At 69.9% G+C, this 24095-nt stretch carries 21 protein-coding genes; 8 read left to right on the forward strand and 13 right to left on the reverse strand.

The window, feature by feature from the left end:
- The first annotated feature begins 31 nt into the window (after positions 1-31).
- Both LR394_RS30665 and LR394_RS30670 read left to right on the forward strand, forming a co-directional pair.
- A complete protein-coding gene (locus LR394_RS30665) occupies positions 32-685 on the forward strand; it encodes a lysophospholipid acyltransferase family protein (protein ID WP_231448078.1) in 654 nt (217 codons plus the stop codon).
- Entirely contained in the window at positions 682-1266 is a 585-nt protein-coding gene (locus tag LR394_RS30670; RefSeq protein WP_231448079.1) for a TetR/AcrR family transcriptional regulator, read from the forward strand. The genes LR394_RS30665 and LR394_RS30670 overlap by 4 nt, the downstream gene beginning before the upstream one ends.
- On the opposite strand, the gene LR394_RS30675 is transcribed toward LR394_RS30670, so the two are convergent.
- Positions 1239-2933, reverse strand: a complete 1695-nt coding sequence (locus LR394_RS30675; RefSeq protein ID WP_231448080.1) for a fumarate hydratase — start codon at positions 2931-2933, stop codon at positions 1239-1241. The genes LR394_RS30670 and LR394_RS30675 overlap by 28 nt on opposite strands.
- A gap of 102 nt (positions 2934-3035) precedes the next feature.
- Positions 3036-4142: a hypothetical protein gene (locus tag LR394_RS30680; protein ID WP_231448081.1), complete on the reverse strand. Its 1107-nt coding sequence runs from the start codon at positions 4140-4142 to the stop codon at positions 3036-3038.
- 450 nt (positions 4143-4592) lie between these two features.
- Between LR394_RS30680 and LR394_RS30685 the strand changes: the two genes are divergently transcribed.
- Together LR394_RS30685 and LR394_RS30690 are read left to right on the forward strand one after the other, a co-directional pair.
- The gene (locus LR394_RS30685; RefSeq protein WP_231448082.1) at positions 4593-5240 is read left to right on the forward strand and encodes a carbonic anhydrase; all 648 of its coding nucleotides are present in this window, start codon (positions 4593-4595) and stop codon (positions 5238-5240) included.
- A 74-nt stretch (positions 5241-5314) separates the two neighbouring features.
- Positions 5315-6697, forward strand: coding sequence for a class II fumarate hydratase (locus tag LR394_RS30690; protein ID WP_231448083.1), 1383 nt, complete (start codon positions 5315-5317; stop codon positions 6695-6697).
- Between the two features lie 51 nt (positions 6698-6748).
- On the opposite strand, the gene LR394_RS30695 is transcribed toward LR394_RS30690, so the two are convergent.
- From LR394_RS30695 to LR394_RS30710, 4 genes are all read right to left on the reverse strand, one after another.
- Entirely contained in the window at positions 6749-8011 is a 1263-nt protein-coding gene (locus tag LR394_RS30695) for an aggregation-promoting factor C-terminal-like domain-containing protein (protein ID WP_231448084.1), read from the reverse strand.
- Between the two features lie 248 nt (positions 8012-8259).
- Positions 8260-9081, reverse strand: coding sequence for an aggregation-promoting factor C-terminal-like domain-containing protein (locus LR394_RS30700; RefSeq protein WP_231448085.1), 822 nt, complete (start codon positions 9079-9081; stop codon positions 8260-8262).
- Between the two features lie 490 nt (positions 9082-9571).
- Entirely contained in the window at positions 9572-10915 is a 1344-nt protein-coding gene (locus tag LR394_RS30705; RefSeq protein ID WP_231448086.1) for a PhoH family protein, read from the reverse strand.
- Between the two features lie 482 nt (positions 10916-11397).
- A complete protein-coding gene (locus LR394_RS30710; protein ID WP_231448087.1) occupies positions 11398-12165 on the reverse strand; it encodes an isoprenyl transferase in 768 nt (255 codons plus the stop codon).
- A 200-nt stretch (positions 12166-12365) separates the two neighbouring features.
- Between LR394_RS30710 and trhA the strand changes: the two genes are divergently transcribed.
- Positions 12366-13142, forward strand: coding sequence for a PAQR family membrane homeostasis protein TrhA (gene trhA, locus LR394_RS30715; RefSeq protein WP_231448088.1), 777 nt, complete (start codon positions 12366-12368; stop codon positions 13140-13142).
- Positions 13143-13145: 3 nt separating this feature from the next.
- Here trhA and LR394_RS30720 read toward each other — a convergent pair whose 3' ends face one another.
- Complete coding sequence (locus LR394_RS30720) at positions 13146-13691, reverse strand: hypothetical protein (RefSeq protein ID WP_231448089.1); 546 nt, start codon at positions 13689-13691, stop codon at positions 13146-13148.
- 157 nt (positions 13692-13848) lie between these two features.
- Between LR394_RS30720 and LR394_RS30725 the strand changes: the two genes are divergently transcribed.
- Complete coding sequence (locus LR394_RS30725; protein ID WP_231448090.1) at positions 13849-14094, forward strand: DUF397 domain-containing protein; 246 nt, start codon at positions 13849-13851, stop codon at positions 14092-14094.
- Here the strand turns inward: LR394_RS30725 and LR394_RS30730 are convergent, their stop codons facing one another.
- The 4 genes from LR394_RS30730 to LR394_RS30745 form a co-directional block, all read right to left on the reverse strand.
- Positions 14095-16191, reverse strand: coding sequence for a thioredoxin domain-containing protein (locus tag LR394_RS30730; protein WP_231448091.1), 2097 nt, complete (start codon positions 16189-16191; stop codon positions 14095-14097). It lies immediately after the preceding gene.
- A 447-nt stretch (positions 16192-16638) separates the two neighbouring features.
- Positions 16639-17541 carry a glycosyltransferase family 2 protein gene (locus tag LR394_RS30735; protein WP_231448092.1) on the reverse strand — a complete coding sequence of 301 codons (903 nt, stop codon included), beginning with the start codon at positions 17539-17541 and terminating at the stop codon, positions 16639-16641.
- A gap of 5 nt (positions 17542-17546) precedes the next feature.
- Positions 17547-18398, reverse strand: coding sequence for a CDP-alcohol phosphatidyltransferase family protein (locus tag LR394_RS30740; RefSeq protein ID WP_231448093.1), 852 nt, complete (start codon positions 18396-18398; stop codon positions 17547-17549).
- Positions 18377-20185 (reverse strand): CDP-alcohol phosphatidyltransferase family protein, encoded by a 1809-nt coding sequence (locus tag LR394_RS30745; RefSeq protein WP_231448094.1) that lies wholly within the window; start codon positions 20183-20185, stop codon positions 18377-18379. Before LR394_RS30745 ends, LR394_RS30740 begins: the two co-directional genes overlap by 22 nt.
- Positions 20186-20584: 399 nt before the next feature.
- On the opposite strand from LR394_RS30745, the gene LR394_RS30750 reads away from it, so the two are divergent.
- A complete protein-coding gene (locus LR394_RS30750) occupies positions 20585-22012 on the forward strand; it encodes a CDP-glycerol glycerophosphotransferase family protein (RefSeq protein WP_231448095.1) in 1428 nt (475 codons plus the stop codon).
- 6 nt (positions 22013-22018) lie between these two features.
- Positions 22019-22813: a glycerophosphodiester phosphodiesterase gene (locus tag LR394_RS30755; RefSeq protein ID WP_269330045.1), complete on the forward strand. Its 795-nt coding sequence runs from the start codon at positions 22019-22021 to the stop codon at positions 22811-22813.
- On the opposite strand, the gene LR394_RS30760 is transcribed toward LR394_RS30755, so the two are convergent.
- Both LR394_RS30760 and mca read right to left on the reverse strand, forming a co-directional pair.
- Entirely contained in the window at positions 22784-23020 is a 237-nt protein-coding gene (locus LR394_RS30760) for a hypothetical protein (protein WP_231448096.1), read from the reverse strand. The two genes, LR394_RS30755 and LR394_RS30760, sit on opposite strands and share 30 nt — an antisense overlap.
- 41 nt (positions 23021-23061) lie before the next feature.
- Positions 23062-23946 (reverse strand): mycothiol conjugate amidase Mca, encoded by an 885-nt coding sequence (mca, locus tag LR394_RS30765; protein ID WP_231448097.1) that lies wholly within the window; start codon positions 23944-23946, stop codon positions 23062-23064.
- Positions 23947-24095: the final 149 nt, after the last annotated feature.

Raw genomic sequence — 24095 nt, forward strand, 5'->3', positions numbered from 1 at the left:
TGTCTACCTCAAGCCGCCGGGAGGCCTCCAGATGTTCAGACTGCTCAAGCTCGCCCTGTCGCCGGCGGTGTGGCTGTTCGGCCGCCCGGTGGTCCGCGGCACCGAGCACGTACCCTCCAGCGGCCCGGTGATCCTGGCCGGCAACCATCTTTCGTTCTGCGACTCGCTGTTCGTGATCCTGGTCCTGCGCCGCCGGGTGACCTTCCTGGCCAAGGACGAGTACTTCACCACCAAGGGCCTGCGCGGGCTCCTGATGCGCTGGTTCTTCACCGCCGCGGGTCAGATCCCGGTGGACCGCAAGCACGGCGCCAAGGCGGCCGCATCCCTGCAGCAGGCCATCACAATCCTTGAGCAGGGCAAGATCTGGGGCATCTTCCCGGAGGGCACCCGCTCCCCCGACGGACGTCTTTACCGAGGCAGGACCGGCACGATCCGGGTGGCGCTGGCCACCGGCGCACCCGTCGTCCCGGTCGTTCTGCGGGGCACCGACCGGGTGAACCCGCCGGGCAAGACGCTCTGGCGGCCGGGCAAGGTCCACATCACCTTCTGCCCGCCACTGGATCTCCAGAAGTACCAGGGCCGCGAGCAGAACCTGAAACTGGTAAGGGAAATCACCGACGAACTGATGGCGACCCTGGCCCGGCACAGCGGCCAGGAGTACGTCGACACTTACGCCACCAAATGAGCTCCCTGGAACGACGCCTGATCGAGGTGGGCGTGGAACTGCTCGAGACGAAGGGCCCCGAGCACCTGGGCCTACGCGAGATCGCCCGCCAGGCCGGGGTTTCGCACGGAGCGCCGCGGCGTTACTTCCCCACCCATCGGCTACTGCTGGTCGCGATCGCGAAGGCGGGCCTCGTGGATCTCACCGCCGACCTGCAGCGCGCCCTGCCCGAAACCGGTTCGGCCGGAATGCGTCTCGAGCAGGTCGCGCTCGCCTACCTGGAGTTCGCCCAGCGCCGTCCGGAGATGTTCCGGCTGATGTTCCGCCATGACATCCTCGCCGACCCGCAGACCTCGCACAGCGGTCAGCACCTGCGCGAGATCTGGCTACCGCTGCTCGCGCAGATCACTCAGGTGATCGAAACCGACTTCCCCGGAGCGGGTTCCGCGGACGAGCGCGCGCTCCTACTCTGGACGCACGTGCACGGCATCGCCACGCTCGCCACCGGCCTGACCCTGGAACCGGCCGGGTTCCAGGGCCAGGCGCCGCACCTGGTCCAGAAGGCGGTCGAGGCTCAGCTGACCAGCCCGGGCCGCCGCTGAATCGTCATCGCCATCGGCTTGGTCACCTCGGCGAAGAAGTCGTTGCCCTTGTCGTCGACCACGATGAAGGCCGGGAAGTCCTCCACCTCGATCTTCCAGACCGCTTCCATGCCCAGTTCGGCGTACTCCAGCACCTCGACCTTGCGGATGCAGTCCTGGGCCAGCCGGGCCGCCGGGCCACCGATCGAGCCCAGGTAGAAGCCGCCGTGCGCGTTGCAGGCATCGGTCACCGCCTTGGAGCGATTCCCCTTGGCCAGCATGACCATTGAACCCCCGGCGGCCTGGAACTGCTCGACGTAGCTGTCCATCCGCCCGGCCGTGGTCGGCCCGAACGAACCCGAGGCATACCCGTCGGGCGTCTTGGCCGGGCCTGCGTAGTACACCGCGTGGTCCTGCAGATACGAAGGCATCGACTCGCCCGCGTCCAGCCGTTCCTTGATCTTGGCGTGCGCGATGTCCCGGGCCACCACCAGCGGGCCGGTCAGCGAGAGCCGGGTCTTCACCGGGTACTTGGTCAGCTCGGCGCGGATCTCGGCCATCGGCCGGTTCAGGTCGATCCTGACTGCTTCGTCGTCGGCACCGTCGAGGTGCTCGTCGGTGGTCTCCGGAAGGTACTGCGCCGGATCGGTCTCCAGCTGCTCCAGCCAGATGCCCTCGGCGTTGATCTTGCCCAGCACCTGCCGGTCGGCACTGCACGAGACCGCGATGGCCACCGGCAGCGAGGCACCGTGCCGGGGCAGGCGGACCACCCGGACGTCGTGGCAGAAGTACTTGCCGCCGAACTGCGCCCCGATCCCGAACTGCCGGGTCAGCTCCAGCACCTGCAGTTCCAGGTCCAGGTCGCGGAAGGCGTGCCCGGTGGGCGAACCCGAGGTGGGCAGATTGTCCAGGTACTTGGCGCTGGCGTACTTGGCGGTCTTCAGGGCGAATTCGGCGCTGGTCCCGCCGACCACCACGGCCAGGTGGTACGGCGGGCAGGCGGCCGTGCCCAGCGAGCGCAGCTTCTCGTCCAGGAACTTGACCATCCGCTCCGGGTTCAGCACGGCCTTGGTCTCCTGGTACAGGAAGGACTTGTTGGCGCTGCCGCCGCCCTTGGCCATGAACAGGAACTTGTAGCCGGCCTCGTGCCCGGGCTCGGTGTCCGAGTACAGCTCGATCTGCGCGGGAAGGTTGGAGCCGGTGTTCTTCTCGTCCCACATCGTGATCGGCGCCATCTGCGAGTAGCGCAGGTTCAGCCGGGTGTAGGCATCGAAGATGCCCTTGCTCAGGGCCTCCTCGTCGGAGACGGCGCCCGGGGAGGTGAGCACCTGCGTCCCCCGTTTGCCCATCACGATCGCGGTGCCGGTGTCCTGGCACATCGGCAGGATCCCGCCCGCTGCGACGTTCGCGTTGCGGAGCAGGTCGAGGGCGACGAACCGGTCGTTGGGGCTGGCTTCCGGGTCGTCCAGGATGCGGGCGAGCTGGGCCAGGTGGGCCGGGCGCAGGTAGTGCGCGATGTCGTGCATCGCGGTGTCGGCGAGCAGGGCCAGGGCTTCGGGCGACACCTCGAGGAACTGGCGGCCGGCCGCCTCGATCGTGCGGATACCGTCGGTGCTCAGCAGCCGGTAGGGCGTCTGGGTGTCCGGCGCGGTGGGAAGCAGATCGGAGTACGCGAACTCAGGGGCCATACACCGAATAGTAGGCACCTGACCGGACAGGTTGGGTGCCACCTGGCTTCCCAATTACGGACGCGGTGGGCGCCGCCCGTACGAAAGCCGGGTCGCGGGGGTTCAGACCGGGGCGGCAACCACGGTGATCACCCGGTCGATCTCCTCGATGATGGCCCGGGTCGGAGCCCCGGAGGAGGCGATCCGCCGGATTTCCAGAAGCTTGTTCAGGGTTGCCCGATCGGCCTGGGCCAGAACCTCTTCGGCGCGTTTCTCGGCGAGTTCCCGCTCGGTCTGCTCCCGGTTGGCCGATCCGCCGTTGAACAGCGTTTCCAGCGCGGCCATCAGCCGGGCCAGCACGCTGTGCACCGCGTCGGCGGCGAAACCACCCAGCAGGGCGATCGCCGGGCGGGCCAGACCGGAGAGCGCGTCGTCACCGGACCCCAGCGGAAGGAGTTCGGCGATCACCAGGCCGGCCGCCATTCCGAGCAGGATGCGCTGCAGGAAGGTGTGGTCGAACTCCGGGTCGTAACTGCCTCGGGCGACCTCCCGGCCGGCCCGGTACAGCGCGGTCAGGGCCGCGCCCAGTGCGGCCGCGGTCAGCAGGAAGACCTCGCGCAGCAGCAGGGAGCCGAACGCCGGGTCGTCCGCGCCCAGGCCGGTGCCCGCACTCGCTTCCCGCGCCTGAGGCACCGCCGCCAGCAGCACGAAGGCCGCCAGAAAGCCCAGCGTGGCCGTCATCAGCCAGCGCACCAGGGGCACGGTGCTGCCGCCCGGGCTGATCCCGCCGAAGAAGTTGACCTTGGCCAGCAGCCCCTTTCGGCCGTTGGACACCGAGACCGGTGGGCTCTGGCGCGGGATCCGGCCACCGACGACCTTGCCTGGACGGCGGCCCTCCCGGTAGTTGTGCAGGAGCTCCAGCGTGGCCGGCCGGGCCGGGGCGACGATCCGGCTCAGCTCCCGGTGCGCCCGCACCAGCGATTCGGTGGCCAGCATCCGGTCGGCGTCGGTAGGTGCGGCGTTCCAGCCGTCGGCCCCGACTGCAGCCAGGTCCACCACGGTGTTGCGACCCCTGACCGCCTCGAACATCCACGCCTGCGGCGCCGGGGTGAGCCCCAGATCGAGAACGTGGGCGAGCATGACTTCGACCTGCCGGCGCAGGCGTTCGACTTCCTGCCCCTTACCCGCCTCGATGCTGCCCAGGGCGGTGAGCGTTGTCTCCGGAACCACCACGTTCCCCTTTCACAGGCTCCTTATGTGACCGAACGTAAGGGATCGGTAGCGGATTGTTTCGCATCTTTGGGGTGGCAGGAGGAAAGTAGGGTGTTCGGTCCAGACCTGCATCCCCGTGTTCAGCCGCTCCACAAAGGTCCCAGGCTGTCCCAACCGCATCGGGAATCGCCGGACGCCACCTGCGGCCCACCGTGGCCGGGTCGGGGGACGCGACGTGCGTGTCGCAATCCGGCGTGTCGGCGTGTCGCGCACTGAATCGGCACTCTCTGCACGATTGGCCGGGCCGATCGCGGTCCGAATCCCGGAACCGGGTCGAGAATTCCTTCGCGATCAGGGACGATTCGCTGATTCTGCGGTTGCTCGCTGTTGACCGGTCTTCGCTGAGCGGAAGAATCAGACACCATATGCACGCTCGGATTTCCGGAGCGCGAGAGAGGAACGACGAGGGTGAGCACGAACATGGGTAGTGACGCAGTGGAACTGGACGCCGCCGGGAGCCTGGCCGAGCTTCTGGCCGGTAACCGGCGCTTCGTCAACGGTGAGGTGGCCCACCCCAACCAGGACGCGCACCGCCGTTCCGGGCTGGCGAACGGCCAGCGCCCGTTCGCCCTGATCTTCGGCTGCGCCGACTCCCGGGTGGCCGCCGAGATCATCTTCGACCGCGGCCTGGGCGACCTGTTCGTGGTCCGCACGGCCGGTCACGCGGTGGACAACGCCGTGCTCGGCTCGATCGAGTTCGGGGTCGACGTACTGGAGATCCCGCTGGTGATCGTGCTCGGGCACGACAGCTGCGGGGCGGTGAAGGCCACCATGCAGGCGCACGACAGCGGCAAGATGCCCTCGGGGTACCTGCGCACCGTGGTCGAGATGCTCAGCTCCAGCGTGATCGGGGCCCGGCTGCAGGGCCACGGCGAGATCAACGAGATCGTCGCCGACCACTCGGTGCAGGTGGCCCAGGAGCTGCCCGAGCGCTCCAGCGTGATCGGCCGCCGGGTGGCCGACGGCCGGCTGGCGATCGTGGCCATGGAGTACGCCCTCTCGGACGGCGCCGTGCAGGTGCTGAGCAGCACGATCAGCACCCCGAAGGTGGCCTGAGCCGCAGTTGTGGCCAGAGGCCAGGTTGCCCGGCTCGGGTGGCTGAACGGTGATTCGCGGGGCCAGGATCGGGTATGGCCAATGAAGACATGCGCGTCGAGCACGACACGATGGGCGAGGTCCTGGTTCCCGCGAACGCCCTGTGGGGCGCCCAGACCCAGCGTGCCGTGGACAATTTCCCGATCAGCGGGGTGCGGATCGACCCCACGGTGATCTGTGCCCTGGCCCGGATCAAGGCCTCCGCGGCCCGGGTGAACGCCGAGCTGGGGGTGGTGGAGAAAGACGTGGCCGCGGCGGTGGCCGCGGCCGCCACCCGGATCGCCGAGGGTGAGCACGCCGATCAGTTCCCGATCGACGTGTTCCAGACCGGTTCCGGCACCTCGACGAACATGAACGTGAACGAGGTCGTGGCTGCCCTGGCCGGCCGCGACCTCGGGCGTCCGGTGCACCCGAACGACCACGTCAACGCCTCACAGTCGTCCAACGACACGGTGCCCACGGCCGTGCACGTGGCCGCCACCGGCGCGGTGGTGCAGTCCCTGGTGCCGGCCCTGGAGAAGCTGGCCACCTCGTTCGAGAACCTGGCCACGCGCACCCAGCACGTGGTGAAGGCCGGGCGTACCCACCTGATGGATGCCACCCCGGTCACCCTCGGCCAGGAGTTCGGCGGGCACGCGGCGCAGATCCGGCGTTCGATCGAGCGGATCCAGGGCACCCTGCCGCGAGTGGCCGAGGTGCCGCTGGGCGGTACGGCGGTGGGTACCGGGATCAACACTCCGCCCGGTTTCGCCGCCGCGGTGATCGCGGATCTGGCCACCAGCACGGGCCTTCCGATCACCGAGGCACGGGATCATTTCGAGGCGCACGGTTCCCGGGACGGCCTGGTCGAACTGTCCGGTGCGCTGCGCGGTCTGGCCGTCAGCCTGACCAAGATCTGCAACGACCTGCGCTGGATGTCCTCCGGCCCGAACGCCGGCCTGGGCGAGATCCACCTGCCCGACCTGCAGCCCGGTTCCTCGATCATGCCGGGCAAGGTGAACCCGGTGATCCCCGAGGCGGTGCTGCAGATCTGTGCCCAGGTGGTGGGCCACGACGCCACCCTGGCCTGGGCCGGGGCCAGCGGCAACTTCGAGCTGAACGTGATGGTGCCGGTGATCGCCCGCTCGCTGCTGGAGCAGATCCGGCTGCTCACCAACGGCTCGCAGCTGCTGGCCGAGCGGGTGGTGGACGGGATCGAGCCGAACGAGGCGCGGGCCCGGGAACTGGCCGAGTCCTCCCCCTCGATCGTCACCCCGCTGGCCCGGCCGCTGGGCTACGAGGCGGCCGCGAAGATCGCCAAGTACGCGGTGGCCGAACGCATCACGATCAAGGCGGCGGCGCTGGCCCTGGGGACGGGCGACCTCACCGAGACCCAGCTGGACGAACTGCTCGACGTGAGCCGGATGACCCACCCGTAAACGCAGGAACGGCGCCCTCTCTCGAGCGGAGGGCGCCGTTCCTGTCTGTTTCTAGTACCAGTTCACCGACTGGCTGTGACCCCAGGCGGCGCAAGGGGTTCCGTAGCGGTCCTCGATGTAGTCCAGACCCCAGCGGATCTGGGTCACCGGGTTCGTCCGCCAGTCGGAACCCGCCGAGGCCATCTTGCTGCCCGGCAGCGACTGCGGGATGCCGTAGGCGCTGGAGGTGGGATTCTGCGCCTGGTAGTTCCAGTTGCTCTCCTTGGTCCACAGCGAGTCCAGGCAGGAGAACTCGGCGGAGGACCAGCCGCGGTCGGTGACCATCACGCGGGCCGCGGACTTCGGATCGCGCTGCGCGTTGCGCAGGGCCCGCTCGCGGCGTTCCTCGGCGGCCTTGATCCGGTCGGCGGCGGCCTTGGCCTGGGTGTACTGGGAGAGCGCGGCCTTCGCCTTGGCCGGCGAGGAGTCCTTGACCTGGGTGTTGCGCTCCTCGGCCTCGGCCGCGGCTTCCTCGGCGGCCTTGGTGGCGGCAGCCGCCTCGGCCGCCTCCTGCTCCTGGACCTGGATCTCTTCGGCCGTCAGCTCGAACGCGGCGGCGGCCGTGCCGCTGTTGCCCTCGATCGGTGAGGCGTTACCGGCGAGCTGGGTGACCGCCACGCCCTCGGCGCCGACCACCAGGGCCATCACCAGCAGGCGGGCCGCGGTCGACTTGGTCTTGCCACCGAGCAGGCCGGACTTGCCGGACTTACGGGGTTCGGTCGCGGTTTTTCGGCGCCCCGGTGCCACCTCGGGAGTGGCGGGCTCGGTGGTGAGATCCAGGCCCCATTCGGCGGCCTCGACCGCGCTCGCCTCCGGCGCCCGCAGGTCGATCGGCGCGGTCGGCGGCGAGGGGATCAGGTCGGCCTCGGTGAGCCGGCGCTTCGGCTCGGGGGCCGGGATGACGACCGGGATCAGCGGCGGCTGGTTGTCCGGCTGGCGGAACGTGTCGCCGGAGACCGGGCGCGGCACGGGCATGTCGATGCCGGCCGGGCGCCACGGGTCGGTCTGCGGGATCGGCAGGACCGCGGGAGTCGGGGCCACCGCGACCGGGTAGCGCGCCTGCAGCGAGCTGCGGCGGGCGGCCTCGGCGCTGCGCATCGCGCTGGCCGGGGCCGGCGGGCGCTGGCTGCGGCCACCGGCGGGGGCACCCGAGGGGCGGCTACCGCCGGAGGGGCGGCTGCTCGACTGACGCCGGGTTGCCGCACGGGCCTCGGCCCGGCGTAGGTCCGAGCGCTTGGGGTACGTCTTGGTCTCGCCTCGGACCGAGGTGGGCACCCCTCCTGTGCTCAACCACAAGTCCGCGAGGCCTTCATCGTTTTCAGACCCAACGGTTGCCGTCACGGCGACTACCGTGGCGAATCGGAAGGACAAGCACAAGTCTCCTGGTGAGGGTTAGGAAAGGTTTGACCTCAATCAGACGTATCAATCTACGCTCGGTTACACAGATCAACCCACGGTGACCAGAAACGTCCAAAAGCAAACCGGGCCCTCCCCCGAAGGAGAGGACCCGGTTCGCGAGCGGATCAGTACCAGCCGTGCGAGCGCGAGTGCGCCCAGGCACCACAGGGGTTGCCGTAGCGGTCCTTGATGTAGCCCAGGCCCCACTTGATCTGGGTGCTCGGGTTGGAGCGCCAGTCCTTGCCGGCCGAGGACATCTTGCTGCCCGGCAGCGACTGCGGGATGCCGTAGGCGCTGGAGGAGGGGTTCTGCGCGGTGTGGTTCCAGCCGCTCTCCTTGGTCCACAGCTTCTCCAGGCAGCCGAACTGGCCGGACGCCCAGCCCCGCTTGGCCACCATCTCCTTGGCGATCGCCTTGGAGTTGCCCGGGGTCTTGCGGGCCGCCTGCTTGATCGCGGCCTTGCGCGCCTTCTGGGCCTTGGCCTTGGTGGTGTCCGCCGTCTTGGCGACCTTCTTGCGGGCGGCCGCGTCCGCCTTCTGCTTGCGGGCCTGCTTGGCTGCTGCGTCGGCGAGCACCTGGTCGGCCGCGACCTGACCGGCACTGCGCCGCTGCGCGCTCGTGTGCAGGCCCACCAGCGGGCTGGCCGCGTAGGTGGTGCCGATGAGCGAGGGGTTGGCGATCGTGACGCCGGCGCTGAGCGCGCCGTGCGAGCCGCCACCGAACGAGCTGGTGAGCGCGGCCGGAACGGTCCGGCCGGACAGGTCCAGGGTCGAGGCCTGGACGCTGGTGGTGCTGGGGGCTGCAGAGGAGCCGCTGTGCGGGGCCACGGCGATCGCGGTGCCGGTGACGGCGCCGAGGAGCATGAAGGCCGAGATCGAGCGCAGGGTGCTGGGAGCCACGAAGAACCTTTCGACCGTGCGCCCCGGGTCGCGGCGCAGCTGTTCCACTCCGCTCCCGGCCCGCCGGTACCCGACTTCGGTACCGCGTTGACACCCTGGGGGCCCGCGAGATCCGAACGAACCGTGATCGCCAGGTGGCCGGAAGTTCTCCACCGGGTGAAGCAGATGGCTCGTCGTCACTCACTGCAGCGGAGTGCTGACGGATTCACCGTGCAAGGCGATCCGCCGAAGCGCAAACAAATCACATTGATGTAATCGCTCTGCGTAGAGATTCGTGACTGTTCTATTACCCACCGTGGGGATTGTGACGGGCGTCACGCGCGAACGGGTGGCGCTCCCGATCGGTCGACCAACGCCTACTGACACAAGGATTTTTGAGATCTCGGGCAGCTTCGCAGGGGGTTCGGACGGAGCGTCGGGCATCGCCGCCGACGACCGAATTGCGCTCACTTTCGGTAGCCGCGAGCAACCAAAACGCCGGACCCGGCTCGGAGTTCTCCGAGCCGGGTCCGGGTCCGAACGGGTGCCGGGCGGCTACTCAGGGCACGAAGTTCTCCAGCAGCTCGGTGACCAGCGCCGCCACCGGCGAGCGCTCCGAACGGGTGAGGGTGATGTGGGCGAACAACGGGTGCCCCTTCAGCGCCTCGATCACCGCCGCGACGCCGTCGTGCCGGCCGACCCGCAGGTTGTCGCGCTGGGCCACGTCGTGGGTGAGCACCACCCGGGAGTTCTGCCCGATCCGGGAGAGCACCGTGAGCAGCACATTGCGCTCCAGCGACTGCGCCTCGTCGACGATCACGAAGGCGTCGTGCAGCGAACGGCCGCGGATGTGGGTGAGCGGGAGCACCTCGAGCATGCCGCGCGCCATCACCTCCTCGACCACCTCAGGGGCGACCAGCGCCCCCAGGGTGTCGAACACGGCCTGGGCCCAGGGGTTCATCTTCTCGGCCTCGGTGCCCGGCAGGTACCCCAGATCCTGGCCGCCGACCGCGTACAGCGGGCGGAACACCATGATCTTGCGGTGCTGGCCCCGCTCCAGCACCGCTTCCAGGCCGGCGCACAGGGCCAGCGCCGACTTACCGGTACCGGCCCGCCCGCCCATCGACAGGATCCCGATCTCCGGGTCCAGCAGCAGGTCGATCGCGATCCGCTGCTCGGCGCTGCGCCCGTGCACGCCGAACAGCTCGCGGTCGCCGCGCACCAGCTTGACCTTCTTGTCCGGGGTGACCCGGCCCAGCGCGGAGCCGTTCGGCGAGACGATCACCAGCCCGGTGTGGCAGGGCAGGTCCCGGGCCGCATCGAGGTCCAGCGTCTCGCCCGCGTACAGCTGTGCCACCTCGGCGGCGTCCAGCTCCAGCTCGTCCAGGCCGGTCCAGCCCGAGTCGACCGCCAGGCCGGCCTGGTACTCCTCCGCGTCCAGCCCGATCGCCGAGGCCTTGATCCGCATCGGCAGGTCCTTGCTGACCAGCGTGACCTGGAGGCCCTCGGTGGCCAGGCTGCGGGCCACCGCCAGGATCCGGCTGTCGTTGTCGGTGCCCCGGAAACCGTCCGGCAGCACCGCCAGATCGGCGTGGTTCAGCTCGACCCGCAGGGTGCCCCCGTGCTCCCCGATCGGCATCGGCGCATCCAGCCGTCCGTGCCCGATCCGCAGATCGTCGAGCAGACGCAGGGCTTCCCGGGCGAAATAACCGAGTTCGGGGTGATTGCGCTTCCCCTCGAGCTCGGTGATCACGACGACCGGGAGAACTACCTCGTGCTCGGCGAAGCGGTGGATCGCCTTCGGGTCCGACAGCAGGACCGAAGTGTCGAGCACGAACGTCCGGCCCCGGGATCGGGCCGACGCGTCCGAAGAGGCCTGGGTGAAACTCGCGGGCAATGCCACGGTGACTCCCCTCGCTGGAGGATGACGAGCGCCTTGCCAGGCAACGACGTATTACCTGGCGGCAAGCGACGCTACGCGGAGACACCACCGTCGCTATCCACCCCACCTGCCGTCAACCCATTGCACGTAAACGACTTTGCCGCTGGTGGTGACATATCCGACGGTGACATCCGGCGTTCGGCCGGAACCCGGTACGGCAGGCCTGATTTCCGGCCTGAACAGGGCTGACGCTCCGCATTCAGCGATCACAGAGCGATATCTGCCCTATCACGGCCAGGTTACAGACACGCGGACGATCCGGTGAGCGGTTCGCGGATATGACGAGCAGGATAAATACCTGAAGAAGGGGGTGCGCAATTCCCGGGAAAGCGGGACGCTTGCTTCCAGCACAAGAAAGTTACCGCTAGGGCACCGTTGCGACAGGTGCTCTTCTCAAGCTGTCCATTCAGGGAGACGCGCGCACAGCGTCTTCTGTTCTGGATCTACTTGCCGTAGCGCCGTTCCCGTAGGCCGTACTGCCGCAGCGCCCGGAGGAAGTCGACCTTGCGGAAGTCCGGCCACAGCGCCTCGCAGAACGAGAACTCGCTGTGCGCGCTCTGCCAGAGCAGGAAGCCGGACAGCCGCTGCTCGCCCGAGGTGCGGATCACCAGGTCCGGGTCCGGCTGGCCCTTGGTGTAGAGGTGCTCGGCGATGTGGTCCACGTCCAGGATCTCGGCGAGCTCCTCGATGGTGGTGCCGCGCGCGGCGTGGTCGGACAGCAACGAGCGCACCGCATCGGCGATCTCGTGCCGGCCGCCGTAGCCGACCGCCACGTTCACCATCCGCGGGCAGCCCACCTCGCGGGTCTGCTCCTCCAGCTCCTTGAGCCGGTTCGCGGTGGCCGCGGGCAGCAGGTCCAGCGCCCCGACCGGATGCACCTGCCAGCTACCGGTGGCGGCGATCTCACCGGCCACGCCCTCGATGATCTCCAGCAGGGCGGCCAGCTCCTTCGGCGAGCGACCGGTGAGGTTGTCGGTGGACAGCAGCCACAGCGTGACCACCTCCACGCCGACCTGGTCGCACCAGCCCAGGAACTCCAGGATCTTGGCGGCGCCGGCCCGGTGGCCACCACTGGCGTCCAGCCCGGAATTCTTCGCCCAGCGCCGGTTACCGTCCAGGATCACCCCGATGTGCCGGGGTACCGAGGCGGGCGACAGGTTCGCCGCGACCTTTCGCTGATAGGCGCGGTAGACCAGCCGGCGCAGTCCCATGAGCCTCACGTTATCGCTGTCGCGCGGCCGGGATGTAGCGAAGTGCCCGATCTTCAAGCGCTCGGCGCATTCTCGAGACCCGATAGTGACATCACTCAGTGAAAGCATGGCCCCGCCGAACAGTCAAGGGGCATGGCCCCCCGAAATCCTGAGTGGTTCTCCCACCGCGCTTACCCAGGTTGCGCGGTTAGCCTCGTGCAATGACGGAGCCTCGGCACGAACCCCCGAACCCTGGTCCAGGGCGTGAACTGCTCGACTCCGGCAAGGAACGCGTGGAGTCCCGGATCGAGGCCGGGCGTGAGCGGATCGGCCGGATCGAGGACAAGCTCGAGAACAAGCTCGAGGAGCTGAAACCGAGACTGCGCGGCTGGCTGCACTTCGGCACCTTCCCGCTGGCGGTGCTGCTCGGCGCGATCCTGGTGATCCTGGCGCCGGACGAGCGCACCCGGATCTCCACGACGATCTTCGCGGTCACCGCCTCGATGCTGTTCGGGGTGAGTGCGCTGTACCACCGCCGCAACTGGAGCCCCCGGGCCGGCGCGGTACTCAAGCGCCTGGACCACGCCAACATCTTCCTGATCATCGCCGGGACGTACACCCCGTTCAGCGTGCTGCTGCTGCCGGACGGCCCGGCCCGGACCCTCCTGTGGATCGTCTGGACCGGGGCGCTGCTGGGCGTGGCCTTCCGGGTGCTGTGGATCGGGGCGCCGCGCTGGCTGTACGTGCCGGTCTACATCGCGCTCGGCTGGGTGGCCGTGGTCTACGTGCCGGACCTGCTGCGCGGCGGCGGGCTGGCCGTGTTCGCCCTGGTGGTGGCCGGCGGCCTGCTCTACACCATGGGCGGCGTGGTCTACGGCCTGAAGAAGCCGAACCCGAGCCCGCGCTGGTTCGGGTTCCACGAGGTGTTCCACGCCTTCACCGTGCTGGCCTTCCTGGCCCACTACACCGGCATCAGCCTGGCCGCCTACAGCAGCTGAGGCTCAGACCGGGCCCGCCTTACGCACCTTCTCCACTTCGGCCATCGCCGAGCGCAGGTCGGTGAGCCAGGTGGAGGCGTTGTCGCCGACCAGCCGTACGCACCAGGCCAGCGCGTGCGCGCGGGAACGGGCCACCCCGGCGTCCACCAGGGTGTCCAGCACCAGCCGCTCGGACTGCCGCAGCCGGGTCATCACCGGCACGGCCAGGCTGGTGAACACCTCGGTCGTGTCGGCCGAGGTCACCGCCCAGGCCACCTTGCGGCCGAACCGGTGCTCGGCCTCCCGGGCGATCTGGATACGCCGCTCGCGGGTCTCGTCCCGGAACCGGGCGATGTGACCGGCGATCGCCTCGGCCCGGGCCGCCGCCCCGGCGTCGTCGCCCTGCTCCACGGTGTGCTCGGCCGCCGCCGGGGTGCCGATGATCAGCCGCACCGTGATCTCTTCGCGGTCGGTGGTGACCTCGGCCGCGGGTTCGTTCCACTCCGCCGGTAGGCGGGCGCCGAACCAGGCCTTCACTGCGGCGTCCTGCCCTGCTGTCGATTCGCTCATGATCAGATGATTACTTGCTTGCATGGCCGATGCAAGCAAGTAATCACGGCTTCGCGCAGGGCAGATCCGGGCACCGGCAGGCCCTGGCACGGCATCGATGTCGGCCGCTGTTCGCCGAACGGGCAGACTTGCGCAATCAGAGCGCTACCCTGTGCACATGACCACACAGCGCAGCGGCAAGGTCACAGATCTGAGCGTTGCGATCGATCCGGCCACGACCACATGGGTCCCCGGACGTTCTCAGGAGGGCCTCGACGACCGCCTCGAGGTGGCCGTGCTCGAGCCCGGCGACCGGGTGGCCGTTCGCGATGCCGGCAATCCGGCGGGCCCGGCCCTGGTGTTCAGCAGCGCCGAGTGGCAGAGCCTGCTCAGCGGCCGGCCCAGCCTGGTCGACCTGCGCTGATCAGGGCTCGTCCGGGCGGGTGAGCTGGTGCTGCAGCTCCTCCACGCTGGAAGCTGGGAGCTTGCAGACGAAGTCGTGGCAGACGAACGCCCGGGCTTTCCCGAAGGAACTCAGGGTGCGCCCGGCCAGCAGCGGAACGCCGGGTGAGTCCGGCGGGCCCGCGCTGATCACGGCACCGGGAGAGGTACTGGCCAGCGCGGCGCGGTGCAGTTCCTGGCGGTAGGGGTCGTCATCACTGCCCACGATCGCGATCTCCCGGGGGCCTTCGAGTCGGGCCACCGAAACGGCCAGGGCCCAGCCGAACGCCTGCGGCGCGTGCCCACCCACGGCGCCGCTGGCGGCCAGGCAACGGTCGGCTGCTTCACGGGCGCGGTGCGATCCGGTCAGCGCGGCGTAGGTAAGTAGGGCGCCCGCCGCGGAGGAAGCGCCCGAGGGGTAGGCGTTGTCGGTGGGGTCGGCCGGGCGACGGACCTTCAGCAGGGCCTGGTCGGTGGAGTCCTTGGCGGTGTCGTGTACCCCGTCCTCGTCGATGAACTGCTCCATCACCACCTGCAGCAGATTGCCCGCGGTGGCCAGCCAGCGCACTTCCCCGGTGACGCAGTGCAGGGTGAGCAGGCCCTCGGCGAGATCTCCGTAGTCCTCGAGCACCCCGGCCGGAGCACCGTGCGCACCGTGCCGGCTCACCCGGTACAACCTCGGGATCACCCCGGAACCGTGAACGTGCGCCCGCAGCACCAAACCCGCTATCCGCTCGGCCGCCTTCACCAGGTCGGGCCGGTCCAGCAGGGCGCCGGTCTCGGCCAGGGCGGCGATGGCCAGACCGTTCCAGGCCGCCACCACCTTGTCGTCCCGGGCCGGCTGGGGGCGGGCATTGCGTACCAGGCGCAGCTTTTCGCGGATCGCCGTCCAGCGCGCGGCTGCGAACGGGTCCGCCCAGACGTCCTGGGTGAGCTGTGCGGTGGAGGCGCCGCGCTCGAACGTGCCCGGCCGTCCCACCCGCATCAAAGCCGCAGCCCAGGGCCCGTCTTCGGGGCCCAGGTGAGTCAGCAGGTCCTCCGGGGTCCAGACATAGGTACGGCCTTCCTCGCCGTGCACCTCTCCGGTGACCTCGTCCGTTACCTCGGTGTCGGCGTCCAGCGAGGAGGCCAGACCGTGCTCCTCGGTGAGCAGCGCGGCAAGCATCCAGTCGCAGGTCTCCTGGGCGATCCGGGATCCCACCGGCTCTCCGGTCAGCCGCCACCAGTGCAGATACACCCGGGCCAGCTGAGCGTTGTCGTAGAGCATCTTCTCGAAGTGCGGCACCACCCAGGCCGCATCCACGCTGTAGCGGGCGAAGCCCCCGGCGATCTGGTCGTACATGCCGCTGCGAGCCATCGCCCGCAGCGTCCGGCCCGTCAGGTCACGCGCGGCCCGACCGCCGGGGGTCTCCGGCTGGGCGGCGGCGTAGCGGATCAGGAACTCCAGAACCATGGACGGCGGGAACTTGGGCGCACCCCCGAATCCCCCGTGCACCGGGTCTTCCGACGAGACCAGTTTCTGCAGGGCGTTGGTCAGGGTGTCCCAGCTCGGCGGCTCTGCCCCGGCGCTCTTGGGTACGGCCTGGTCGGCCAGTGCGTTCGCAATCCGCTGCCCGGCTTCCTCCACCTCGTCGCGGCGCTGGTTCCAGGTGTTGGCGACCGCGGTGATCAGCTGACGGAACGACGGCATCCCGTTGATCGGCTGGGGTGGGTAGTACGTGCCCGCGTAGAAGGGGGTGCCCTCCGGGGTGAGGAACACGGTCATCGGCCACCCGCCCTGCCCGGTCAGCGCCTGGGTGGCGGCCATGTAGGTGGCGTCCACGTCCGGGCGTTCCTCGCGGTCCACCTTGACGTTGACGAACAGGGTGTTCATCAGGTCGGCGACCTCGGGGTCCTCGAACGACTCGTGCGCCATCACGTGACACCAGTGGCAGGCCGCATAACCGACGCTGAGCAGCACCGGGCAGTCCCGCCGGGCCGCCTCGGCAAAGGCGGCATCGCCCCACTGCCACCACTCGACCGGGTTGTCCTTGTGCTGCAGCAGGTACGGGCTGGTTGCGTACTCCAGACGGTTCGCCACGGCGCCAAGGTCTCACGTCACCGGCAGTAGCGCTTTCGGACGCGCCCGTAACCCCCGCAAGCCGACCCGGACGCGGTATCCCACCCGCGCCCGGCCTCTCGTGCTCCGCACGATCAACGGCATTACGACCTAGCTGTGCCCTACGGCCGAGCAGATCCCTGATCGTCGGCCTATCCCTTCAACCACCCCCGGCCGGCGGCGGTGGAGAGGATGGAGAAACGTGTACACCTGGTACTTGGTGGACGGACCCACCAGCGCCCACACCGGCGTCTGCAAACAGGGCGCCTTGGTGAGCAGACCTAGGGACGCTCGCACAGACGTCCGTACGCAGGTCACCGTGGTGGGCAAACGACGGACGTCCGCGCGGACGTCCGTAAGCAGGTTGCCTTGGGGGCGCTGCAGTGGACGTACGCGCGGACGTTCGTAGGTACGTTCGCGTCAGATCGCTCAGATCACCGGGGGACGGCCGGCCTTGGTCATCCGCCAGACGGCGCGCCAGCCCATCCGCTTACGCGGACCGCACTCCTGGGTCAGGCCCTGCCAGTAACCCCTCAGCATCTCCATCGCGTCTTCCTTGGCGCGCAGACGCAGCGCGGAGATGCTGAACCAGACCAGGACGTAGATCGCGCCGACCGGGAAGGGCAGATTGCGGCGGGCCAGCCAGACCCGGTTACGGGCCGAGAACCGGTGGAACACGCTGTGCCGGGTCGGCTGGATCACCGGGTGGTTGACGAAGATCTCGCCGTCGTAGCGCACCCGGTAGCCGGCGTCCCAGACCCGCCAGGCCAGTTCGATGCCCTCGTGGGCGTAGAAGAACGGCGCCGGCCAGCCCTGCGTGGCAGTGAAGACGTCGCGGCGCAGGGCCACTCCGCCTTCCCAGATGGCGGCCACGTCGCTGCTGCGCATCGGGTCGCCCACCCGCAGGCGGGGCGTCCAGCGGCGGGGAGACGGCAGGCCCTCCGGGTCGGCCACCCGCGGCTGGATCAGGCCCACGCCGGGCTCGTCGGTGAAACGCTGGGCGATCCGGGCCAGCACGTCGGGCGTGGGCAGGAAAGCATCGTCGTCGAGGAAGAACAGGTACTCACCCTCGACGTGGGGTACGCCCGCGTTGCGCCCGGCCGGGATGCCGAGGTTCTCCGGCAGGGCCACCCCGCGCGCCCCCTTGGGCAGGCCGGTGGGCTTCCAGCCGTTGCCGACCACGACCACGTCGGTGACTACCCCGCGCTGGTCCAGCACGGACTGCACGGCCTTGTTCAGCGCCTCGGGCCGGCTGCCCTGGGTGAGCAGAACGACACCGTAGTGCGCGATCGGCAGCGACTTCACGGCCCCTGACATCTCCGGACTGGTCATGGCGCTCACCGCAGCCGCGCCGAGGAAAGGACGGCGGCCAGGTGCCCGGCGACCGTGACCAGGGCCGCCGCGACCATGGCCAGCAGCAGGGCGGCGGTGGCGGTGTGGTTGCCCAGGACCAGGTCGACGACCGCGACCGCCAGGATCAGCAGCGACATCTCGACCGAGTGGAAGATCCGGTGGAACGGGAACAGTTTGGCCACCTTCCGCAGCGTGCGCACCGAACCGGCGGTGGGTACCCGCACCTGCTCGGCATCCTTCATCGCCGTCATGCCGGCCTGCCCTCGCGAGACGTGCACCAGGTCGTTCTCCACCTTGTTGAGGGCCACCAGCAGAGCCAGCAGGGCACCGAGGAACAGCGCCGGATCGGCCAGCGCCTCCAGCACCCCGGCCCCCCAGCCGTCACCGATCTGCACGTTCACGGAACCGAATCCGTCGCCGTTGGCCACCCGGAAACCGAGGGCCAGGGCGATGCCGCACTCGGCGACGTAGTGCCCCACCCGGTCCAGGTAGATCCCGACCGGCGAGGACGTGCCCCGCCAGCGGGCGACCTCGCCGTCGGAGCAGTCCAGCAGCATCTGCATCTGCACCAGGAAGGCGGCCAGCAGCGCGCCGGCGATCCCGATCCAGGCGGTGGAGAGCGCGGCCAGCGCGGCCGCGGTGATCATCAGCCAGGTGACCTGGTTGGCGGACAGACCCAGAGCCACCAGCGGCCGGGTCAGGTAGGGCGAGATCTGCCGGAGGTAGGCGTGCGCCACCCAGTGCTCGGCGGCCGCCCGGGTCCGCACGTGCTCGGGCTGGCCGACCCGGCGGAGCTCGGCGATGCTGGGCCCGCTCATCGCGTGACTCCGATCCATGACTTGAGACTTGCTCCGGCCGAGGTCACGGCGACCACGGCGGTGAGGGCCCACAGGCCCCCGGTGACCCAGTTCTCCACGTCGACCGGCATCAGCAGGCCGGGCAGGACGATCAGCAGGACGAAAGCAGCCAGGCGCAGGTCGGCACCGATCAGCAGGAACTCCTCGCCGGCGCCTTCGCGCACGCCGTAGGCCTGCAGGTAGTGCGCCACCGCGATGACCGCGACGAGCATCACCGCGGCCCCGTGCTGGGCCTGGACCATGGTGGCGAGCAGGTAGACGGCGGCGATCTCGGCGACCGCGACCAGCGGAGCGGCGATCACCGCGGAGCGGCCGCGCAGCCGCAGCAGGCCGGCGCCGAACCAGGGACCGGTGTCGGCGACGATCTTGGGCGTCTGGTCACCGGCCAGCGAACGGCCCCGGGAGGCCAGGGCGGCGAGCAGATAGACGCCGGCGGCCAGACCTCCGGCGCACAGCACGATCAGGGTGACCCGGGGCGTGAGAAGGGCCGCGCCCAGGGAGATCACCAGGAAGCGCTCGGCGATCGGGAAGTGCCCGATCCGTTTGAGCCAGCCGCCCACCCCGTGGGTGTCGGTGGCCGAGACGTACCCCTGCGGGATCCGGACCCGGGTGGCCGAGGCCTGCCACTGCGGGACGGGCACCACCGGCGGGTCCAGCTGCTGGCGGCGCAGCGACCAGGACAGGTCGGCCAGGCTGCGGAAGGTCTGCACCCCGATCGCCAGCGCGGCCAGCGGCCACAGGTCCAGCCCGGCCTGCGCCCCGGCGACGGCCAGGCCGAAGATGACCGCGAACTCCTTGATCCGGTCGGTGCTGGCGTCCAACCAGGCGCCGAACCGGGAGAACCGGCGGCGGTAGCGGGCCAGTTCGCCGTCGACGCAGTCGATCACCACGCACAGCTGCAGCAGCACGGCGCCGATCACCGCGGGCAGCCGGTCGCCGGTGGCGATCAGCGCGGCGGCGGCCAGGCCGATCACGAACGAGATGGCGGTGACCTGGTTGGGGGTCAGGCCCAGGCGCTCGGCCACTCCGGTCAGCCGCCAGGAGAGCTTGCGCAGCACGAAGGTGGAGAAGAAACCGTCGCCGCCGCGGGCCGCCTCCCGTAGCCGGACCCGGCGCTCGGGCAGCTCGATCAGCGCCAGCTCGGCGGTCGCGGACTCGCCCGGACCGCTGGGCCGGGCCCAGACGTAACCACCGATCGGCACCGGCTTGACCGTCACTCCGGCGGCGGGCAGCCGGCGGACGAGTTCCAGCAGCAGGCTCTCGGGCGCGCCGGGGTCGAGTTCGTGCACCACACCGGCCGCGGCCGGACGGTCGGCGGCGTCGATCCGGAGCACCTCGAGGAAGGTGTCGTCCGGACCGGCCAGCGCGGCCGTGCGCAGTCGGGGGTCGTCCAGCACGGCACCCAGAACTGTGCCGTTCGTCACCAGATCGACCGGGATCAGCGCCAGGGCCCGGCGTGGCACCGAGTTGGAACCGATGCCGTGCGAACCGTCCTCGACCGGCGCCGGCTGCCCCGGATCGGGCTGCCCGGCCACCGCCCGGGCCAGTGCCGAGGTGCCGCCGAGGCTGCTCACCGTGACGATGTGCTCGTCGGCGACGACGATGCCCTGCTCGGCCAGGACCACCCGAAGGGCCTCCGGCCGCGGGGCCGCCTCGCCGTGAAGGTCGAGGAAGACCACGTCCAGGCCGGATTCGCTGATCAGCGTCCCGGCCACCTCGAGGCCGGCCGCGCCGGTCCGGGCCGCCGCGGGTTCGCGATCACGCATGGTGACGGCACTGCCGGTACGGTGCCGCACCGCTTCCGCCGATCGACCCTGCCCATTCACCCTCTGGAGTCCGTTCTCTCGGTCTCGAGTCGACCGACATTAGCACTGTGTTCACGTACCGGTCGCCTGTCCGCTGAGTCACGTTCCCCGCACAGATGGTTTCCAAACCTGACACACGGTCAGATCGCCCCTGCTCCACCCGGTGGATGGTCACGCACGGCCACCATCAGGCGGGGACTGGGCCTGTAACAATCTGAACGAGCAAGAACGATCAGGCAAACGCCCAGAACTTCCGGATGATGTCCGGCTTGCCCGGCCCGCATATGCTTCCGGCCGGTCCTTCACTTCGTCCGACCGATTCCGAAAGGCTCCAGACCCCCGATGGCGCTGCCGAAGTCCGTGTCCAACTTTCTCCGCTCGCCCAACCCGGCCACGTTCGGGGCGCTGACGAACACCATCAGCAACAAGCGGCGATCGATGCGTCGCGGCGGCAAGACCCGGGGGCCGCGGCTGAACCGGGTGCCCGAGGGCCCGGCGCCGGCCGCCGAGGTGGTGGTCTACTTCGCCGAGGACCGGCGCAAGATGTACCAGCTGGACCAGTGGCTGCCGGTGTTCGAGGAGCTGCACCGCCGGCACCCGGTGGTGCTGGTGCTGCGCTCCAAGGCCTCGTTCAACAACCTGAGCGAGCGCACCCCGCTGCCCACCGTCTACACCCGCCGGCTGGCCGACGTGCTGGAGCTGTACGACGAGCTGGACCCGAAGGTGGCGATCTACGTCAACAACGGCGTGGCCAACTTCCAGTCGCTCGCCGTCGCCTCGATCCTGCACGTGCACGTCAACCACGGTGAGAGCGACAAGGTCAGCATGGTCTCGAACCAGGCCAAGGCCTACGACCGGGTGTTCGTGGCAGGTGAGGCGGCCGAGCGCCGGCACGCCGCCGCGCTGATCAACTTCGATCAGGACCGGCTGGTCCGCACCGGGCGGCCGCAGCTGGACCTGAAGTTCGAGCCGGTGCTGCCGCCCTCCGAGCGGCGCACGGTGATCTACGCCCCCACCTGGGAGGGCGAGAACGACTTCAACAACTACACCTCGGTCGACCTGTACGGCGTGCCGATCGTGCAGCAACTGCTGGCCACCGAGGGCGTGCGGGTGGTCTACCGGCCGCACCCGCGGGTCGCCAGCAGCACCACGATCGAGGTGGTGGGCGCGCACCGGGAGATCCTCGGCCTGATCGAGCAGGCCGCCGAGGCGGATCCGCAGGCCGGTCACGCGACCGCGATGGAGGGCTCGATCCTGGCGCTCTTCCAGGAGTGCGACGCCATGGTCACCGACGTCTCCAGCGTCGGCCTGGACTTCCTGTACCTGCGCAACGATGCCCCGCTGTTCATCACCGACCGGCGCGACAACCCGGCCCAGCTGGCCGTGGACGCCCCGATCAGCGGCGCGTCCGACGTCATTGACTCGAACACCATCGGTGGGTTCGGCAGCGTGCTGTCCGCCCGCCTGGCCGACGACTCGCGGATGGCCGAGCGGATCGCGATGCGCCGCTTCTACTTCGGCGACATCGCGCCGGGCGAGAGCACGCAGCGCTTCCTGGACGCGGTCAGCGAGGTCGCGGCGACCCGGGACAAGATGATCGCCAAGCTCCCGCACCGCCAGACGCACGCCTCGGCGGCCGCGGCGGCGAGTGGGGACGCGGTCGGGGACGTGTCGCCCCAGGAGGCGGCGGCCTCCGATTTCGGTCAGGAAGGCGCAGAACCAGTGGACGCGTCGCTCGCCTCGGCTCCCGCGGTGGAGCAGTTGGGGGACGTGGCCGCCGGCCGCTGAATCAGCATGTCCGAGCAGAACTCATCCGCAGCTCAGCGTGGCCCGTTCGGCCCCGGGCTGACGATCGCCTCGCACCGGGGTTTCGGCAAGAACGTGGCGGGCTGGCCGGAGAATTCGCTGCCGGCCTTCCGCGAGGCGGTGCGCCACGGGGTGCCCTGGCTCGAGGTGGACGTGCGGCGCACCCGCGACGGCGGGCTGTTCGTCCACCACTGGCCGAGCGTGAGCCCGGACGACGGCCGGTTCGTGTCGGACCTGAGCACGGACGAGGCGCACAAGGCCGGGCTGCTGGCGCTGCCGGACCTGCTGGAGGTGGTCCCGGCCGGCGTCGGGCTGATCTTCGACGTGAAGACGGCTCTGGAGGACGCGCTGCTGCCGCCCTCCCAGGACACCACCGCCCTGCTGCTGCCGACTCTGGAAGCCGAGCGCACGCGTCCGTTGCTCGTGACCTCGTTCGACCCGGCCTCGTTGCTGTTCGTGGGCCGGGAGATGCCGGGGGTGGCGCGCGGGCTGATCACCTGGATCTCGTTCCCGATCCGCAAGGCCGTACCGGCGGCCGCCCGGCTGGGGGTGGAGGTGCTGTCGGCGCACTGGAAGTCGTTCGGCCCCAACGGCACCGACTCCGCCCCGCACCACCGCCCGGCCGGTTACGCGATCGACATCGCGCACCGGGCCGGACTGCAGGTGCTGGCCTGGTCACCGGCGCTGGAACCGGCCGCGGAACTGGCCGCGGCCGGGGTGGACGCCCTGGTGGTGGACGACGTCCCGGGGGCGCTAGCTCTGGCCCGGCGCCTGAACGCCTGAGTCCTTCGGCTGCTCCCGCTCGAGCTGGTCGGCGTTGAACTTCACCGTGCGCATGTGCTTGGTCATGCTGCGGATCAGCAGCACGGTGACCACCGCGAGCAGGAACACCGTCATGAACCCGAGGAAACCGGGCGAGACGATGTCCGGGTCGGGCACCCGCACCGCATCCGGCTTGTTCGAGGCGAGGCTCACCACGGCGGAGATCACTGCATCACACCCAGTTCGTCAGACTCTGGCCGCGGTCGGCTTCAGACCCGGGCCCGGTCGCGGATGCCGGCGAACAGGTCGTCCTCCGGCAGTTCCGACTGCACCAGACTACGCGCCAGCTCGAAGTCGTCGGTCGGCCACACCTGGGCCTGCATGTCGTTCGGGATCGCGAAGAACCAGCCGTCCGGGTCGATCTGGGTGGCGTGCGAGCGCAGCGCCTCGTCCCGGCGGTCCATCCAGCCGACGATGTTGACCCGGGTGGTGATCTCCCGCTCGGGCGGGCGGGTGCCGTCCTCGCGGGCCTTCAGCCACTCCCCGATCGGCGACTCCTTGCCGGCCGCGAGCAGGGCTTCGTGGAACGCGGTCATCCGGCCGCGGGAGAAGCCCACGTCGTAGTACAGCTTCAGCGGGGTCCAGGGCTCGCCGCTGTCCGGGTAGCGGGTGGGGTCGCCGGCCGACTCGAACGCCTCGACCGAGACCTTGTGGGTCATGATGTGGTCGGGGTGCGGGTAGCCACCCAGCTCGTTGTACGTGGTCATCACGTGCGGGCGGAACTCGCGCACCAGGCGCACCAGCGGCGCCGAGGCGATCTCGAGCGGCTGGGCCGCAAAGCAGCCCTCGGGCAGCGGCGGCAGCGGGTCGCCCTCGGGCAGGCCGGAGTCGACGAAGCCGAGCCAGTGGTGCTTCACCCCGAGCGCCGCGGCGGCGTTGGCCATCTCCTTGCGGCGGAGTTCGGGCAGGTCACGCTCCACCTCGGGGTCGCCCTGCAGCTTGGGGTTCAGCACGTCGCCGCGCTCGCCACCGGTGCAGCTGACGACCAGGACGTCCACGCCCTCGTCCACGTAACGGGCGAGCGTGGCGGCGCCCTTGCTGGACTCGTCGTCGGGATGCGCGTGCACCGCCATGAGCCTGAGCTGCTCGGCCATGCCGGGGTCCTCCTGAGATCAGAATTCGGGCGGGAGACCGGGCTCAGGCGCCCCAGTGGCAGGCCCATCCCGGTCTGAGTGGACAATCATGTCGGACGCCCGGGCATTCCCGGACCACCGCCCGATGCCATCTGACAGCCAGAGGACCT

This window comes from Kineosporia babensis (assembly GCF_021129305.1).
GTDB lineage: Bacteria > Actinomycetota > Actinomycetes > Actinomycetales > Kineosporiaceae > Kineosporia > Kineosporia babensis.